Source organism: Vibrio nomapromontoriensis, assembly GCF_050337205.1.
Taxonomy (GTDB): Bacteria; Pseudomonadota; Gammaproteobacteria; order Enterobacterales; family Vibrionaceae; genus Vibrio; species Vibrio nomapromontoriensis.
Window position 1 is genome coordinate 16,205 of record NZ_JAKJSS010000012.1, and the last position, 15,862, is coordinate 32,066.

Annotated in this window: 13 protein-coding genes; 6 read left to right on the plus strand and 7 right to left on the minus strand. The window is 45.8% G+C overall.

Going from position 1 to position 15,862, the window contains the following annotated elements; genetic code table 11:
* Positions 1–267: 267 nt before the first annotated feature.
* Together L4D05_RS16040 and aceB are read right to left on the minus strand one after the other, a co-directional pair.
* Positions 268–705, minus strand: coding sequence for a GlcG/HbpS family heme-binding protein (locus L4D05_RS16040; protein WP_428752106.1), 438 nt, complete (start codon positions 703–705; stop codon positions 268–270).
* Positions 706–878: 173 nt separating this feature from the next.
* Complete coding sequence (gene aceB / locus L4D05_RS16045; RefSeq protein ID WP_428794605.1) at positions 879–2,495, minus strand: malate synthase A; 1,617 nt, start codon at positions 2,493–2,495, stop codon at positions 879–881.
* Between the two features lie 313 nt (positions 2,496–2,808).
* Between aceB and gcl the strand changes: the two genes are divergently transcribed.
* From gcl to L4D05_RS16075, 6 genes are all read left to right on the plus strand, one after another.
* On the plus strand, positions 2,809–4,584 hold the full coding sequence (gcl, locus tag L4D05_RS16050) for a glyoxylate carboligase (RefSeq protein WP_428752104.1): 1,776 nt from the start codon (positions 2,809–2,811) through the stop codon (positions 4,582–4,584).
* 39 nt (positions 4,585–4,623) lie between these two features.
* A complete protein-coding gene (hyi, locus tag L4D05_RS16055) occupies positions 4,624–5,400 on the plus strand; it encodes a hydroxypyruvate isomerase (RefSeq protein ID WP_428794606.1) in 777 nt (258 codons plus the stop codon).
* A gap of 42 nt (positions 5,401–5,442) precedes the next feature.
* The gene (locus L4D05_RS16060) at positions 5,443–6,336 is read left to right on the plus strand and encodes a 2-hydroxy-3-oxopropionate reductase (protein WP_428794607.1); all 894 of its coding nucleotides are present in this window, start codon (positions 5,443–5,445) and stop codon (positions 6,334–6,336) included.
* 413 nt (positions 6,337–6,749) lie between these two features.
* Positions 6,750–7,382 (plus strand): TetR/AcrR family transcriptional regulator, encoded by a 633-nt coding sequence (locus L4D05_RS16065; protein ID WP_428752101.1) that lies wholly within the window; start codon positions 6,750–6,752, stop codon positions 7,380–7,382.
* A 456-nt stretch (positions 7,383–7,838) separates the two neighbouring features.
* Positions 7,839–8,429 (plus strand): LemA family protein, encoded by a 591-nt coding sequence (locus L4D05_RS16070; protein WP_428752100.1) that lies wholly within the window; start codon positions 7,839–7,841, stop codon positions 8,427–8,429.
* Positions 8,429–10,282: a M48 family metallopeptidase gene (locus tag L4D05_RS16075; protein WP_428794608.1), complete on the plus strand. Its 1,854-nt coding sequence runs from the start codon at positions 8,429–8,431 to the stop codon at positions 10,280–10,282. The genes L4D05_RS16070 and L4D05_RS16075 overlap by 1 nt, the downstream gene beginning before the upstream one ends.
* Before the next feature lie 97 nt (positions 10,283–10,379).
* On the opposite strand, the gene araC is transcribed toward L4D05_RS16075, so the two are convergent.
* The 5 genes from araC to L4D05_RS16100 form a co-directional block, all read right to left on the minus strand.
* Entirely contained in the window at positions 10,380–11,216 is an 837-nt protein-coding gene (gene araC, locus L4D05_RS16080; RefSeq protein WP_428752098.1) for an arabinose operon transcriptional regulator AraC, read from the minus strand.
* 61 nt (positions 11,217–11,277) lie between these two features.
* On the minus strand, positions 11,278–11,817 hold the full coding sequence (locus L4D05_RS16085) for a hypothetical protein (RefSeq protein ID WP_428794609.1): 540 nt from the start codon (positions 11,815–11,817) through the stop codon (positions 11,278–11,280).
* A gap of 62 nt (positions 11,818–11,879) precedes the next feature.
* Positions 11,880–13,373, minus strand: a complete 1,494-nt coding sequence (gene araA, locus L4D05_RS16090) for an L-arabinose isomerase (protein ID WP_428752096.1) — start codon at positions 13,371–13,373, stop codon at positions 11,880–11,882.
* Between the two features lie 36 nt (positions 13,374–13,409).
* The gene (locus tag L4D05_RS16095; RefSeq protein WP_428794708.1) at positions 13,410–14,132 is read right to left on the minus strand and encodes an L-ribulose-5-phosphate 4-epimerase; all 723 of its coding nucleotides are present in this window, start codon (positions 14,130–14,132) and stop codon (positions 13,410–13,412) included.
* Positions 14,133–14,160: 28 nt separating this feature from the next.
* On the minus strand, positions 14,161–15,861 hold the full coding sequence (locus tag L4D05_RS16100) for a ribulokinase (protein ID WP_428794610.1): 1,701 nt from the start codon (positions 15,859–15,861) through the stop codon (positions 14,161–14,163).
* Position 15,862: the final 1 nt, after the last annotated feature.

Sequence of the window (15,862 nt, forward strand, 5' to 3'; positions counted from 1 at the left end):
TAATTTACAGGCGAGATTTTCTATGATGTTGAAGTGACAAAGCCTCCATAAATGAAGGCTCTGTAAAGTACTAATGGCTGTTAACTATTTTGCTGATACTGGGTCTATGTCAGTGTTGTATTCAGTATTGATTTGAGCTTCTTTACATTTGATATCACACATATTGATAACCTTTTTATGTGCATCCTTTCAATGAGTTGATTTGCTAGCATCGCCTTTGCTCGGCATAGGGCCAGTATTAGGTGACAGGTTTTTGAGGTATACGTTTTAATTAGGTTGTTCATCACTGAACAAATTAGCGTGGTCAATGCCTATCAATGCGCAACTTTCATCAAGATCGGAAAGATCGCCACTTACACCAACGGCGCCAAGTACCGTTTTCTCGGCATCCCTAATTAATAGCCCACCAGGAACGGGCACCATATTGCCATGCGCCAGTACGTTAATGGCTGAAATAAAGGCGGGTCTTGCGTCGGCATCTTGTGCCAATTTTCGGGAAGAACAGCCAAGTGCGAGAGCTCCCCATGCTTTGGCAATGGCGATATCAGGGCGCATCATGCTGGACCCATCCTGTCGTTGCAGTGTAATGAGTTTTCCGCCACTGTCGAGTACCGCGACAGTGAGCGGTGCACTGTGACTTTCCTCCCCAGCGCCAAAGGTGCCATCTGTAATGGTCAGTGCTTGCTTGAGCGTTAAACTTCCCATGTTAATCTCCTAGTTTTATCGCGTTTATCGTGGTGCTACTAACTATTGAAAGATGGCATCAAGAAAGCGGCATGCTGTAGAAGCGGTATCACATGCCTGCTTTTGACTGGCCTTAATGTCGATATTATCTTGCGATGTCTATGACCTTGCCGACCATTAGATACGGGCGACTCCTACAGTAGTTGATAGCTTGGAAGGGTCAGGAAGCTCGCGAATGTCTTTGCTGTTGATAGCTCATAAAAAAGGTCAGCTGTTTCAACAAAGCGGCCAGCAGCATAGCGCGTCTCGCCAACTTCCTGTTTGATAGTGTTGAGTTCTTCATAGAGCCAGCGATGGAATAGTGTTTTGGTGAACACTTGTCCGTCATCTAGCTCTATAGCGTGATGGATCCATTGCCAAAGGTTAGCCCTTGAAATTTCAGCGGTAGCTGCGTCTTCCATCAGCCCGTAGATAGGGACGCAACCATGCCCTTGAATCCATGCCTCAATGTAATACACCGCAATTCGAATGTTTTTTCTAACGCCAGCCTCATCTCGGGTTCCGGGACAAGGAGCAAGCAGCTGATCGGCATCAATCGTATGCGTTGGACTCGGGAAATTAAGTTGGTTCGCTTGCCCTTTCAGGTGCTCGTTAAATGTCGACATCGCTAAATCAACTAGAGCTGGATGCGCTACCCAGGTGCCATCATGGCCATTACGGGCTTCTCGTTGTTTATCATCAATGACCTTGCGGGTGACTTGCTGCATTTCTTGTGTATCTTTTGATGGGATGAATGCCGACATACCTCCCATGGCGAGTGCACCTCTGGCGTGGCAAGTTCGCACTAATAGTTGGCTATAGGCTTTAAGAAAGGATTGATCCATTCCAATGCCATGTCGGTCGGGTAGAATTCTGTCTGCATGGTTTTTAAGTGTTTTGATATAGCTAAAGATGTAGTCCCAACGTCCACAGTTCATCGCAACAATATGTTGGCGCATGACATAGAGTATTTCATCCATTTGGAATACCGCTGGTAAGGTTTCAATAAGTACTGTGGCGCGAATGGTTCCTGTGGGCACATTGAAATAACGCTCTGTGAAGCAAAATATGTCCTCCCACCACTGAGCTTCTTCCATGGTCTCTAGCTTAGGAAGGTAGTAATACACACCTTGGCCTTTTGCTGCGCGCGTTTGGTAGTTATGGAAAAAATACAAGGCAAAATCCATCAGGCAGCCAGGTATTGCTTGATGCTTAAATTGAATCGATTTTTCGGGTAAATGCAAACCTCGAGGACGAGCAATGAGCAAAGCTGGGTCGGCGTCTAATGTGTAGTTTTTTGCTTTGCTTTGATCGTAATAATTGATCGTTCCTAAATTGGCGTCACGCAGATTGATTTGGCCCTCAACCATATTTTCCCATGTGGGTGACGACGCATCTTCAAAGCAGCACATAAAGACTTTGGCGCCTGAGTTAAGGGCATTAATCACCATTTTTCGCTCAACGGGTCCGGTAATTTCAACGCGACGATCAAGCAAGTCCTGAGGTGGCGGAGTGATCTGCCAAGTTTTATCATCACGAATGGCCTTGGTGTCCGTTCGAAAATCAGGCGTAGCTCCTTGATCATACTGCGCTTGTATAGCGTCTCGCTGCTGAAGTAGGGCATCACGTCGTTGGCCAAATTTATCGACTAACGAGGATAAGAAGCACAACGCTTCATCCGACAAAATATCTTTATATCCTTGTGGTCGGGTCGTACCAACGATTTGGATACTGTGCATTGTTGTTTCTTCCTTCGCGTCATTCATTGTCATTGCTCGTCTCCTTTAAACAATGTCTTTTGATTTTGTATACAAAAGTACATTAATTAATCTACTTATATTTTAATTTGTGTGAACAATCAAAGGGTATTTAACAATTATTTTTCATTTAAAAAGCGATGAAAATATTTTTATGTGAAGATATTTAATATAAAGCTAGTGTGAGTGTGGTGTCTGGAGTTAGTGGTTACTTAGTGTATAAGCTCTATGTTGCAAAAATGTACAATTTTAACTTGCGATATCTCCAATATGATTCATAGTACACAAAACAAAGTTGAATTGTATACAATCTGAATTGGAGAACAACATGGCGAAGATGAAAGCAATTGAAGCGGCGGTAGAAGTATTAAGACGAGAAGGGGTAAACATCGCCTTTGGTGTTCCGGGTGCAGCAATAAACCCTATGTATGCAGCAATGAACAAACTAGGTGGTATTGATCATATCTTGGCGCGACACGTTGAGGGAGCGTCTCATATGGCAGAGGGCTATACCCGTACTCAACAAGGCAATATCGGTGTTTGTATCGGCACATCTGGCCCTGCGGGTACCGATATGATCACCGGGCTCTATTCCGCGTCTGCAGACTCCATTCCTATTTTGTGCATTACTGGACAAGCACCGCGAGCGCGTCTGCATAAAGAAGATTTTCAGGCGGTTGATATTGAATCGATAGCGAAACCTGTCACCAAGTGGTGTACAACGGTTCTCGAACCAGCGCAGGTTCCCCGTGCTTTCCAGCAAGCTTTTCATTTAATGCGGTCAGGGAGACCGGGTCCCGTATTAATTGACTTACCATTAGATGTTCAGTTGGCAGAAATCGAATTTGATATCGATACTTACGAGCCTTTGACACCTTATAAACCCGTCGCGACCCGTCCACAGATTGAAAAAGCAATGGAGATGATGTGTGCGTCATCCAATCCTTTGATTGTGTCTGGCGGTGGTGTTATCAATGCGGGCGCTTCTGAGTTGTTGCAACAGTTTGCTGAAATTACTGGAGTACCTGTTATCCCAACGCTCATGGGATGGGGGTCTATACCAGATGATCACGAACTAATGGCGGGCATGGTGGGCTTGCAAACTGCCCACCGTTACGGCAACGAAACCATGTTAGCTTCAGATTTTGTCTTTGGTGTGGGTAACCGATTTGCTAACCGCCACACTGGATCGGTTGATGTGTATACGCAGGGCAGAAAGTTTGTTCATGTTGATATAGAGCCAACCCAAATCGGCCGAGTGTTTTGTCCGGATTTAGGTATTGTCTCCGATGCTAAAGCTGCACTTGAGCTGATGGTGGAAGTGGCACGTGAATGGCGCTCTGCTGGCAAGCTACCTGATAGAAATCAGTGGGTAAGTGAATGCCAACAACGTAAAGCAACCCTGTTACGTAAAACGCATTATACCGAAGTACCCATTAAACCAATGCGTGTCTATGAAGAGATGAATAAAGTCTTTGGCCGTGATACGTGTTATGTCAGCACTATCGGTTTATCTCAGATTGCCGCGACTCAGTTTCTGCATGTTTATAAACCTCGTCATTGGATTAATTGTGGGCAAGCGGGTCCTCTAGGCTGGACTGCACCAGCGGCTCTGGGTGTCAAAGCGGCGGATCCGAATCGAGATGTTGTGGCTATTTCGGGTGATTATGATTTTCAGTTCATGATGGAAGAGTTAGCGGTAGGGGCGCAGTTCAACTTGCCTTACATCCATGTGTTGGTGAACAACTCGTATTTAGGGCTAATTCGTCAAGCACAGCGACAGTTTGATATTGATTACTGTGTTCAACTAGCTTTTGAAAACCAGAACGCGCCAGAGCTGAATGGCTATGGTGTGGATCATGTCACCGTGGTTCAAGGACTTGGCTGTAAGGCAATACGAGTCACTGACCCAGAGCAAATGCAAGACGCATTTTTGCAAGCGAAAGAACTGATGAAAACGCATAAGGTTCCGGTGGTGGTTGAGGTGATATTAGAGCGGGTTACCAATATTGCGATGGGCGTAGAAATTAACGCCATTAATGAGTTCGAAGCGCTATCTGAATCCATTGAAGATGCACCAACAGCATTGCCACGCCACCAATAATATGGTGGCAATTAATTAACAATCTTTGAGGACAAGAGAATGCCAAAATTTGCTGCCAACTTATCAATGCTGTTTACCGAATTGGATTTTATGGCGCGTTTTTCAGCCGCATCTGACGCTGGATTTCATGGGGTTGAATACTTATTCCCTTACGCAGAGTCTGCCAACGATATTAAGCATCAGCTTGATCAGAACCACTTAGAGCAAGTGCTATTTAATCTACCGGCAGGTAACTGGGATGCGGGTGATAGAGGAGTCGCGGTAGACCCGAGCCGAATCGCTGAGTTTCGAGAAGGCGTGCCAACTGCAATAGAGTACGCCAAAGTATTGGGTTGTAAACAAGTGAATTGTTTAGCCGGTATTGTACCTGATGGCGTGACGACAGAGCAGGCGCAAGCCACTTTTGTGAGTAATTTACGCTTTGCTGCGCAAGCGTTAGAAGAGGAAGGTATCTCCCTTGTTATAGAAGCGATTAATACTCGTGATATTCCCGGCTTTTTCTTAAATACGACAGCGCAAGCTAACGCCATTATTGAAGAGGTCGGTAGTGCCAACCTTAATTTACAATATGACATCTATCATATGCAGATTATGGAGGGGGATTTAGCGCCGACAATTCAACAAAACCTAGCGCAAATTTCTCATATTCAGCTTGCTGATAATCCAGGTCGACACGAGCCGGGTACGGGTGAAATTAACTACACCTACTTACTCAATTATCTTGATGAGATTGGTTATCAAGGCTGGGTCGGTTGTGAATATAAACCTCAAACTACCACCCAAGCAGGCTTAAATTGGCTGAATGAATATCGCTAGGTTGGAATTAAGAGATTACGAAGACGTTAAGGAGAACATAGTATGAAAGTTGCATTTATTGGAACAGGAATCATGGGTAAACCCATGGCCGAAAATCTGCAAAAAGCAGGGTACAAATTGATTTTTTCTGATCACTTCAATGCGCCGCCTGCAGAGCTTGTTGCCGCAGGTGCACAAGTTTGTCACTCCCCAAAAGAAGCGACGCTATTGGCCGATGTAGTCATCATTATGGTGCCCAATACGCCGCAAGTGGAAGCTGTACTGTTTGATGATGATGGCGTGGAGCAGGGTCTGGCTCAAAGCCGTGATAAAAAACTGGTTATTGATATGAGCTCCATCTCGCCAATGGCGACCAAATCCATAGCTAAGCGCGTTAAAGAAAGTGGCGCTCAATATTTGGATGCGCCAGTGTCTGGCGGAGAAGTGGGCGCAATCAATGGTACGTTAAGCATTATGGTTGGGGGCGAACAAGCCGCATTTGATGCAGCGCGTCCATTGTTTGAAGTGATGGGGAAAAATATTACCTTAGTTGGGGATAATGGGGCAGGTCAAACATGCAAGGTCGCTAACCAAATTATTGTCGCACTGAACATTGAAGCGGTCTCTGAAGCGTTGGTGTTTGCATCTAAAGCTGGCGCAGATCCAGCGCGAGTGCGCCAAGCTCTACTTGGTGGTTTTGCTAGCTCCAAAATTTTAGAGGTACATGGTGAGCGAATGGTGGAAGGCACCTTTAATCCAGGTTTCAAAATTGCGCTACACCAAAAAGACCTTAACCTTGCTCTAACAGGAGCAGAAGAGCTGCAGGTGGCATTGCCAAACACTCAGACCGCGTTAACATTGTTTGATGAATGCGCTGCCATGGGGGGAGAGGAATGGGATCACTCCGCGCTGATTAAGGCGATAGAGCAACGCTCTGACCATGATATTCGTCGTTAAGAGTAACGACACATCCGTTCCGCACGCGCCCTTATCTCTTAGTAGAGTTTGAGTATAAGGGTTTCAATCGCGTAGTTTCGTCTCCTTTTATACGCGTTCCCTCTACAATTCAATCGGTTGTGAAACGTCTTTATCGCAAATTCCAAGGTGTTGTTTTTCATCATCGCGGGCTTCTGCATCATGACGGTTTCCGAATTAACAGGCATTGATTTGGGTTGTAGTGGGATTTTTTCTTCATATATCAACGAATGTCACGTCTGCGTGCGTGTTATTTTCACATCATTGCTTGCGCTATGCTTCTGACTCTTCGACTATTCTTAGCTTATTTATGCCATTGGCATTTTTATATTTCTTGGATTTAGCCAACGAAATCATTACCATGAAACACGAGCAGCCAGCATGTAGGAAAAACAATGTCACGGATAAGACGAAAGAATCAAGATTTGATCATCGAAGTTGCCAGCGAACAGTTTGCCACCCATGGCTATGCGGCAACAACAATGGCAGATATTGCCAAAGCTGCCGATATACCTAAGCCCAATGTGTTCTATTATTTTAGCTCTAAAGATAAATTGTATTGTGCGGTATTAGAAACGGTGACCAAACCTTTATTGGAAGCTTCTCGTCCTATTGAAGAGCTGGATAATCCTGTCGAAGCGTTAAGCCAATATATTCGAACGAAGTTGACTATTTCACGCGACCACTCCCATGCTTCGCGTGTATTTGCCAGTGAAGTGATGTCTGGGGCGAAGGTACTTCCGGAGGGTATTCGAGAGCAGCTTTTCAAACAATCCCAAATGATAATCAATAAATTCTCCGTTTGGACTGAACAAGGTCTAATGGAGCGCGTTCCTCCTCACCACCTAATGTTCACCATATGGGCAGCCACACAAACCTACGCCGATTTTAGCTGGCAAATTGGCAGTGTTATGGATAAGCCGACGCTCAGTGATGAAGACTATGAACAAGCCGCATCATTTTTAACGCAGCTGGTGATCCAAGGGTGCGGGGTAAAAACGCTTATCGCTGGTGATGTCGGAGGATAATAAAGGCAGAATGATTTTAATACAATTGCCTCTGTCTGATTAAATCGACCGAGGCGAGCGGAACCATTTTGTTTCATACGCTGTTATCCCGTTCAAATACTGTCATTTTACTCGTCATAAGCCTACTCAGGCTGGAACCTACCGATCGCGCCCACCTAGTCACACACTGTGGTTAACTTACTTTTGCTATTCTCTATTTTTGTTCCATCTATAAATAGAATGAACATCTAAGCTGTAAATCTTATTTTTGTTAGGCATACCATAGCTGGGAAAGGCGTTTTGAAACCTATACTGAAATAAATGGTGCACTTATATGTTGAAAAAGGGATTTATAATCGAAGCAGTGGAGCGTATATCGCACTATACGATAAAATATCAGATATGAGTAAGTCCAATTTGCTTAATATCTAGAGTAAATATATAAAGTAACAACACATTCATAAAATGGAACTTGCTATGATTTCACTTATTGTTTTTATTGTTATCATTTTGCTTATCGCGGTGTTCGCTGTCAGCATTTACAATAAGCTGGTGACGCTACGTAATCGCTTTAAAAACAGCTTTGCTCAAATTGAGGTTCAGTTAAAACGTCGTTACGACCTGATCCCAAACTTGGTGAGCACGGCAAAAGGTTATATGGAACATGAGAAAGAAACCTTTGAGCGTGTGATTCAAGCTCGTAATCAAGCCATTTCTGGGTTGAAGGCAGCAAGTGACGCTCCAGACAGCGATGCTGCAATTAGCCAACTGGCACAAGCAGAAGGCATGTTGCAAAATGCGCTAGGTAAGTTGAATGTGGTTGTCGAAGCCTATCCAGAGCTAAAAGCCAATGAAACGATGAGCCAACTACAAGAAGAGTTGACCAGTACTGAAAACAAAGTTGCCTTCGCTCGCCAAGCATTTAACGATGCTGTCACCAACTACAACACTTACAAGCAAACATTCCCACCACTTTTGTTCGCTAATATGTTTGGTTTCCATGACGGTAAACTGCTGGAATTTGCAGACAGTGAAGCAATTCAAGATGTACCAAAGGTTGAGTTCTAATGGATTTTTTCGATCATCAAGATACCGCGCGTCAGCGCACCGGGCTCCTCGTGTTCCTGTTCTCCTTAGCGGTATTAATTATCACAGGTTTGGTAAGCGTACTATCGATTGGTATCTATTACGGGGTGACTGGCGAACCCTTTGATCAGCGAACCGCTATTCTCTACGTCCTGCTGTGCTTTGTCGGGGTGATATTCGTTGTGGCCATAAGCTCCATGATTCGTTTGTCTGAGCTTTCTTCCAATGGTGGTAGAGGTGTCGCTGAGAGCATCGGTGGTAAACTCATTTCATCAAATACATTAGATGCCAAGCATAGACAGCTGCTAAATATCGTGGAAGAGATGGCAATAGCATCTGGTATTCCTGTTCCTCCTGTTTATGTCATGTCGGAAGAGCGTGGTATTAATGCTTTTGCCGCAGGCATGAGTATTGACGATGCGGTCATCGGTGTAACGCAAGGTGCTTTAGACAGCTTTACGCGGGATGAACTTCAAGGTGTCGTTGCCCACGAGTTCAGCCATGTCTTAAATGGAGATATGCGTTTGAACACGCGTTTGATCGGCGTGCTGTTCGGTATTACTTGTATTGCGCATTTTGGTCACTTGGTTTTAGATAGCACACACTACAGCCGTCGTACTTCTAGAAGTTCCTCAGATTCTAACAAAGGCTTCATGGTGATTATGCTGATTGCTATTGTCTGTTTAGTTTTCGGTTGGGTTGGCACCTTGTTTGGCTCTATGATCAAAGCGGCGATCTCTCGTCAACGTGAGTTTTTAGCCGATGCGAGTGCTGTTCAGTTTACACGTAATGACCAAGGTATTGCTGGTGCACTAAAAAAAATTGGCGGTCACACGGCTGGCTCTAGTTTAAATTCCCAAACGAGCAATCAAATGAGTCATATGATGTTTGGACAGAGCAGTCTATCGGGCTTCACGGGCTTCTTTGCTACTCACCCACCGCTAGATGAAAGGATTCGCCGCATTGAGCCAAACTGGGACGGCAGCTTTTCTCTCAGAGGCCAGAGCCAAGATACCGCCTTCAGTCATGAACAAGTGAGTGGGTTTGCGTCGGGTGCCGACGCTGTACCTCAAGATGTATTGCCGACCTTCACTGAGTTTACGGAAACCGGTAAGCAGCTTATCAGCCAGCTACCACAAGATTTGGTGGATATTGCTCGTGAACCCTACAGTGCGCGCTTTATCGCACTAAAACTGATATTTGATGGCAGCGACATACAGCGAGAAATGATCAAAGGCCATATTCCCATGGCTTCTCATGCAGCATTACTACCTTGGCTGGATTATGACTTACCTCTACACTTGCGTCTTCCTTTGTTAGAATTGGCCATCCCCTCACTAAAATCTCTCAGTGAGGGGCAAAAGAATCGGTTATGTGAAGTGCTAAGGGAGCTATCTCAAACCGACAATCATTACTCTTTAGGAGAGTGGTGTGTGATCAACTTATTAGAGAAGCAAATTCTCGTTTCGTTTGGCGCTACTCGCCAAAACAAAAACTTGAAGCAGCTTAAGCAGAGCGTTTATTGGCTATTGAGGGAGTTGTCTTGGGTGAGTCACTCAAGTCCCATAGAAGCACAGAGCGCATTTAATAACGCTATTGCCTCATTGAGCTTACCGGAAGTTGCATTAGAGCCTGCAAGTAATAGCTGGCGTTTGAGCCGTGCCGAGTTGGAGTTATTGCTTCAGCTTAAACCGCAAGAACGCCGCTTGTTTGTGAAAGCGTGTCGTTTAGCGATCGAGTCAGACGGTAAGATTACTGTTGCCGAAGGTGAACTTTATCGAGTGATCGCCAGCTTCCTTGACGTACCAGAGCCGCCGTTAACTATTTCGATATAAGTGCCTCGATATAACAGTCTCGAGATAAGATAAACGATTCTTTGCAAAGAAAAATGCCAGTGGTGACCGCTGGCATTTTTTATCCTACGGCTAAATGTTATGAAATTTGCTCTCGAAAGTGCTTAGGGCTGACTCCCGCTTTGCGTTTAAATACTCGCGAAAAATAGAGCGGATCTGAGTAGCCAATGATTCGTCCAATATGGTTGATGGAATAGTTGGTTGTCAGAAGTAAATGTTTGGCGCGGCTGACTCGTTGATCGTCACGCCATTGAGTGATGGGCATGTTCATCTCACTGCGAAATAAGTGTCCTAAGCGAGACGGGGAAAGGCAGATGTGCGCCGAGACGTCCTCAACGGTAAATTCTTCATTGAGGTGCTGAGTCATGTAGTTCATCGCCTCAATAACCCTTGGGTCGAGTCGTTTACTCATCACGTCAGGCTGCAGTGTTTTGCAACGAATGAGTAGCTGCTCAAGTAAATTAATCGCCAAATCATTTCGATAAGGCACTTCTGATTTTGAGGTGTATTCAATATCGATGAATAGGCTCTCTAACGCTTTGATGGTTTCCATCCCTAGCTGTCGGGTAACGAAAACACCATTAATGTTGTCACTCCAAGACAACCAGTCATGCCAGAACGCACGCGGTCGAAAATAGATCCACCGATGAAACCAAGACGAGCATTGCTCCTTTCTATGGTAGTAATGCGCGGCGCTTGGAGGAAAAAGCAATATATCGCCCTGTTTAACGTCAAAGGCATTATCACCGGAAAAAATGGTGCCTTCTCCCTTACTGGTGATGTTGATAATAAACCCTTTCATCCCGTCAGGACGGTCAATAATAAAGTCCAGCTCATCGCCCTCAATAATAGGGGTTAGCCCCGCGACCAAATGCGCATCGAAATTGAATCCGGGTTTGAGTGGGTCAGTTTGCATAATGTGAACTTTACTTATTGAGTTTATTGTTAATTTGTCGATATTTTACGCCTAGATGGTATTAAGCGCGATGGATTTCGTCTGCCATTTGTTCCAAAACAATCCATTGCGTGCTGCTAAACCCTTCACGAAACTCACGGTCATTCGACTCGACTAAGTAAGCGCTGGGGTTATCACCTCGTTGATGCTGCCAATTCGACAAGGGGCTTAGGCTCTGATGGTCGCTCTCACCCGGTAGAGAAGGGTCTATTTCCGTTATATGATGTCGAATATCTAACCTTGTTGGATTATGGCTTCTGGCGAGATAGTCGATGACGAACACGCCCTGTTGGAATGAGTAGGTCATACTAATAGAAATGGCATGGTTGATTCGTAGGTTACACCATTGCTCAAACTGATGGGGTTTATCACGAAACTGCCATGTGATCGCACTTAAATCTAACGGGTTTCCATTGTTGTAGATTTCTAGTTGCCCTTGAAAAATGGCATGTGAATGGTGCAAAAGTTGAAAGCAATCGGGGGTATGCTTGTTCAGGCTGAGCTGCCATTCATTGCAATTGAGCATTGCGGTAGATGGGAGCGACTCATTCATTGTATTCATAGCTAGACCTAATAAGGCTCCAAGACGGAGCCTCCTTATGAAAATATGACGACATTCGATCGCTAGGCGAAACGGTAGTGTGCACGGTTATGTCTTAACTCCGTTTTTAGCTGGCGCAACTTAGTGTCGTTATCGATTAAGATCATCTCAACCCCAGTCATTTCAGCGTAATCAGTCAGCATATCAACGGTTACAGATTGGCTGTAGACGGTATGGTGCGCACCACCAGCGTGGATCCAAGCGGCAGCGGCCGTCTCTAAATTGGGTTGTGGTGTCCACAGGGCGTGGGCGACAGGTAGGTGAGGCAAGGCTTGCGGTGGCAATACCGTATCAACACAATTGACCAACATGCGGTGATGTGAGCCAAGGTCAATCATAGAGACGTTTAACCCTAGACCGGCTTTACCACTAAATATCATTCTTGCCACATGACAGTCACAGCCAATGGTATGACGGTGAATTTCAATTTTTGGTTTGTTAGCGGCAATCGTGGGACACACTTCTAGCATGTGTGCACCTAATACTTGGCTGTTTGCTCCGAAGTTATAAGTGTAATCTTCCATGAAAGAAGTCCCACCTTGTTTTCCCTGTCCCATGACTTTCATAATGCGAGTCATCGCTGCTGTTTTCCAATCTCCTTCGCCGCCATAACCGTAACCTTTTTCCATTAGGCGTTGCGTTGCCAGCCCAGGAAGATTGGTTAAACCAGACAGGTTTTCGAAGGTGTTTGTAAAGGCTTTAGCACCCACAGAGGTTAAGAATTGCTCCATGCCAAGCTCCAAACGAGCTTCTTGTTGGAGAATGAGAAGGCTGGCTTTGTCTTGTAATAATGCTGGTGCCAAATCGTAATCAGTGGCGTAGATATCCAGAAGGGCGTTGAGATCACTGTCGGAGACATCGTTAACGCAGTCGCTGAGTTCACCGAGTCCATAACCGTTTACCTCGTAGCCAAACTGAATTTGAGCCGACACTTTATTGCCTTCGGTGACCGCCACTTGTCGCATGTTGTCCCCGAATCGTGCGACTTTTAGATGTTGTCCTTCGTGAATGCCCATTGCGGCCCGGCACCAATCATCCACTTGATGATGAACACTTTGGTTTTGCCAGTGGCCAACCACCACTTTGCGATCAATCCCCATACGAGTTCCAATAAAGCCAAATTCACGGCAACCGTGGGCGCTTTGGTTGGTGTTCATGAAGTTCATATCAATGCTGTCCCATGGTAGTGCAGCATTAAATTGAGTGTGGAGGTGCAAGAAAGGTTTGTTTAGTAACCCTAATCCATTGATCCACATCTTGGCAGGCGAGAAAGTGTGCATCCATAGTATGAGGCCAATACAGTCAGGGTGATTATTTGCTTCACGGCACAACGAGGATATTTCATCAGGTGACGTGACGGTCCCTTTATTGATGATAGGGGTAGAAATAGCACTGCTGTGGCTTAATGTGGTCACAATTTCTTGGCTGTTTTGAGCCACATTTTGCAGTACTTGAGGCCCGTAAAGGTGTTGTGAGCCTGTGACAAACCAGACTTGTTTATCAGAATATGTTTTCATGAGAAGCCCTTAATTTAAAATGCTTAATGCTAGTAACTAATGATTGGTGGAATCTTTTTGCCCGTAATAGGCATTTGAACCATGTTTTCTGAGATAGTGTTTATCCAGCAATCGTTGATTGATAGTGCCGACGTTAGGGTTGATTTGTAGCGTTTGCAGTGCCATGCGGGCGACAACTTCTAGTACCACAGCATTATGTACGGCATCATTTGGGCTTTTCCCCCAGCTAAACGGCGCGTGCTCTTTAACGATCACGCCAGGAATTTGCATAGGATCCGTGTCGCCAATCGTTTCGATAATGACGTTGCCAGTATTGAGCTCGTAATCATTCGCTATTTCAGCATCAGATAGCGCTCGTGTGCAGGGGATATGTCCATAGAAATAATCGGCATGGGTAGTACCAAATGCAGGGATGGCTTGTCCAGCTTGCGCCCAACTTGTTGCGTGTGGCGAATGGGTATGCACAATGCCCCCTAATTCCGGGTATGCGCGATACAGCGCAAGGTGAGTATCGGTATCTGATGAGGGATTAAGTTTGCCTTCAATAACGCGACCATTGAGGTCGACCACCACCATATTACTTGGACGTAAGTCCTCGTAAGCCACGCCGCTAGGTTTAATGACCACAAGACCACTTTCTCTGTCTATGCCTGACACATTGCCCCAAGTAAACGTCACTAATTGATGTTGCTGCAAATCAAGGTTTGATTGCCATACCTGCTCTCTTAGCGACGCTAATCGGGTGATTTGTTCGGACATGACATGTGCCGTTGAGATATGGGGTGCATTACTGTTCATGCTGAGTTCCCTGCTGTTGAATTTCACTGAATGTTTCTAGCTCGCGACCCAATTCTTTATATAAGTTTGCTCGATGCTGTCTCACGGGCACCACATTGGCGTTAGGTGTATAGACGTGTGAGATGGGACTAGCCATGACACGTTGAGCATCTTGCGTATTGGGATAGATGCCCGCGGCAACCGCGGCAAAGATGGCAGCGCCTAGTGCGCAGCTTTGTTCTGATTCAACGACTATGATTTCACGGCCAATGACGTCGGCGCACATCTGCATGACGAACTGAGACTTTTTAGAAATCCCTCCGATAGCAACCACACGCTCGACTTTCACATCTTGTGAAACGAAGCAGTCGACGATCGCTTTAGCTCCGTGTGCGGTAGATTCAACCAGAGCTTGGAAAATGTCTGGTGCCTCGGTGCCAAGATTCAAATTTGCAATAGCGCCTTTGAGGCGTTGATCGGCATAGGGTGTCCGACGACCATTGTGCCAATCCATCGCAATAGGGGCGTCTTCTCTTGTTGTTGGAGAGGCGGCATTAGCGAGCATCGGAATGAGTTGTTGTTCAAGTTGTTCAATGGCAAGTTCTAGGGCTGGCTGCTGCTGAGCCAATTGTTCGATGGGCCACATAAGAAGGCGCTTGTACCAAGCAAATATATCGCCAAACGCAGATTGTCCCGCTTCGAGCGCTAACCATTCTGGTGCTGCACTGCCTTGAACTTGACCACAGATCCCATGAATGGTGCGGTCGGCGACGTCGTTCGCGTCCACCATCAAAATATCGCAGGTTGAGGTGCCTATTACTTTGACGAGATCGTATTTTTTTGCGCCGGCTCCAACGGCCCCCATGTGACAATCGAAAGCCCCAATTGCAATCGCAATGCCTTCAGGAAGCCCCAACCGCTGTGCCCAATGTGATGTTAAGTAGCCAGCGATTTGATCCGCGGTATAGACCTTGGAAAACATGCGGTCTCGAATGCCATCGAACGCCGGAGAAATTGCGCTAAGGAAGTCTTGTGAAGGTAGCCCTCCCCAACTTTCATGCCACATGGCTTTGTGACCTGCAGCGCATATACCGCGTTTCAGTGTCTCTGGATGCTCATTACCAGAGAGAAGTGCAGGTATCCAATCGCATAACTCCACCCAGCTATGAATGTGCTGTGCTAGGTTGGGATCTTGCTCTGAAACCCATGCAGCTTTCGCCCAGAACCATTCTGAAGAATACACACCGCCGACATAGCGAGTGTAGTCAGGAAATTGGCCAGAATGTGCCAGGGTGTTAATCAGATCTGCTTTCGAAATCGACGTATGGTCTTTCCATAAGATAAACATCGCATTGGGATTATGTTCATGCTCAGGGGTGAGCGCTAATACCTTACCTTGTTTGTCAATGGGTGCTGGAGTGGACCCTGTGGTGTCGACACCAATACCAACAATTGAGGCCACTATTTCAGTAGGTAGTGCCTTGACCGCGTGACAAATGGCATCACTCATTGCTTCGATATAGTCTTTGGGATGATGGCGGAATTTCGATAGAGCAGGTTCGCAATACTTCCCTTCCTTCCATCTTGGATAATAGGTGACAGCGGTCGCCACCTCCGCGCCGGTTTCGGTATCTACAACTAATGCACGCACGGAATCGGACCCAAAGTCTAATCCAATAACATGCGAATGCACCGCACTCAATTTGTCCATG

Excerpts from the sequence above, each read along its gene's own strand:
- L4D05_RS16060 (WP_428794607.1), top strand. The coding sequence starts at position 5,443 with ATGAAAGTTGCATTTATTGGAACAGGAATCATGGGTAAACCCATGGCC.
- gcl (WP_428752104.1), top strand. The coding sequence starts at position 2,809 with ATGGCGAAGATGAAAGCAATTGAAGCGGCGGTAGAAGTATTAAGACGA.
- L4D05_RS16065 (WP_428752101.1), top strand. The coding sequence starts at position 6,750 with ATGTCACGGATAAGACGAAAGAATCAAGATTTGATCATCGAAGTTGCC.
- L4D05_RS16075 (WP_428794608.1), top strand. The coding sequence starts at position 8,429 with ATGGATTTTTTCGATCATCAAGATACCGCGCGTCAGCGCACCGGGCTC.
- L4D05_RS16040 (WP_428752106.1), bottom strand. The coding sequence starts at position 705 with ATGGGAAGTTTAACGCTCAAGCAAGCACTGACCATTACAGATGGCACC.
- L4D05_RS16100 (WP_428794610.1), bottom strand. The coding sequence starts at position 15,861 with ATGGACAAATTGAGTGCGGTGCATTCGCATGTTATTGGATTAGACTTT.
- hyi (WP_428794606.1), top strand. The coding sequence starts at position 4,624 with ATGCCAAAATTTGCTGCCAACTTATCAATGCTGTTTACCGAATTGGAT.
- L4D05_RS16095 (WP_428794708.1), bottom strand. The coding sequence starts at position 14,132 with ATGTCCGAACAAATCACCCGATTAGCGTCGCTAAGAGAGCAGGTATGG.
- araA (WP_428752096.1), bottom strand. The coding sequence starts at position 13,373 with ATGAAAACATATTCTGATAAACAAGTCTGGTTTGTCACAGGCTCACAA.
- L4D05_RS16085 (WP_428794609.1), bottom strand. The coding sequence starts at position 11,817 with ATGAATACAATGAATGAGTCGCTCCCATCTACCGCAATGCTCAATTGC.
- araC (WP_428752098.1), bottom strand. The coding sequence starts at position 11,216 with ATGCAAACTGACCCACTCAAACCCGGATTCAATTTCGATGCGCATTTG.
- aceB (WP_428794605.1), bottom strand. The coding sequence starts at position 2,495 with ATGACAATGAATGACGCGAAGGAAGAAACAACAATGCACAGTATCCAA.
- L4D05_RS16070 (WP_428752100.1), top strand. The coding sequence starts at position 7,839 with ATGATTTCACTTATTGTTTTTATTGTTATCATTTTGCTTATCGCGGTG.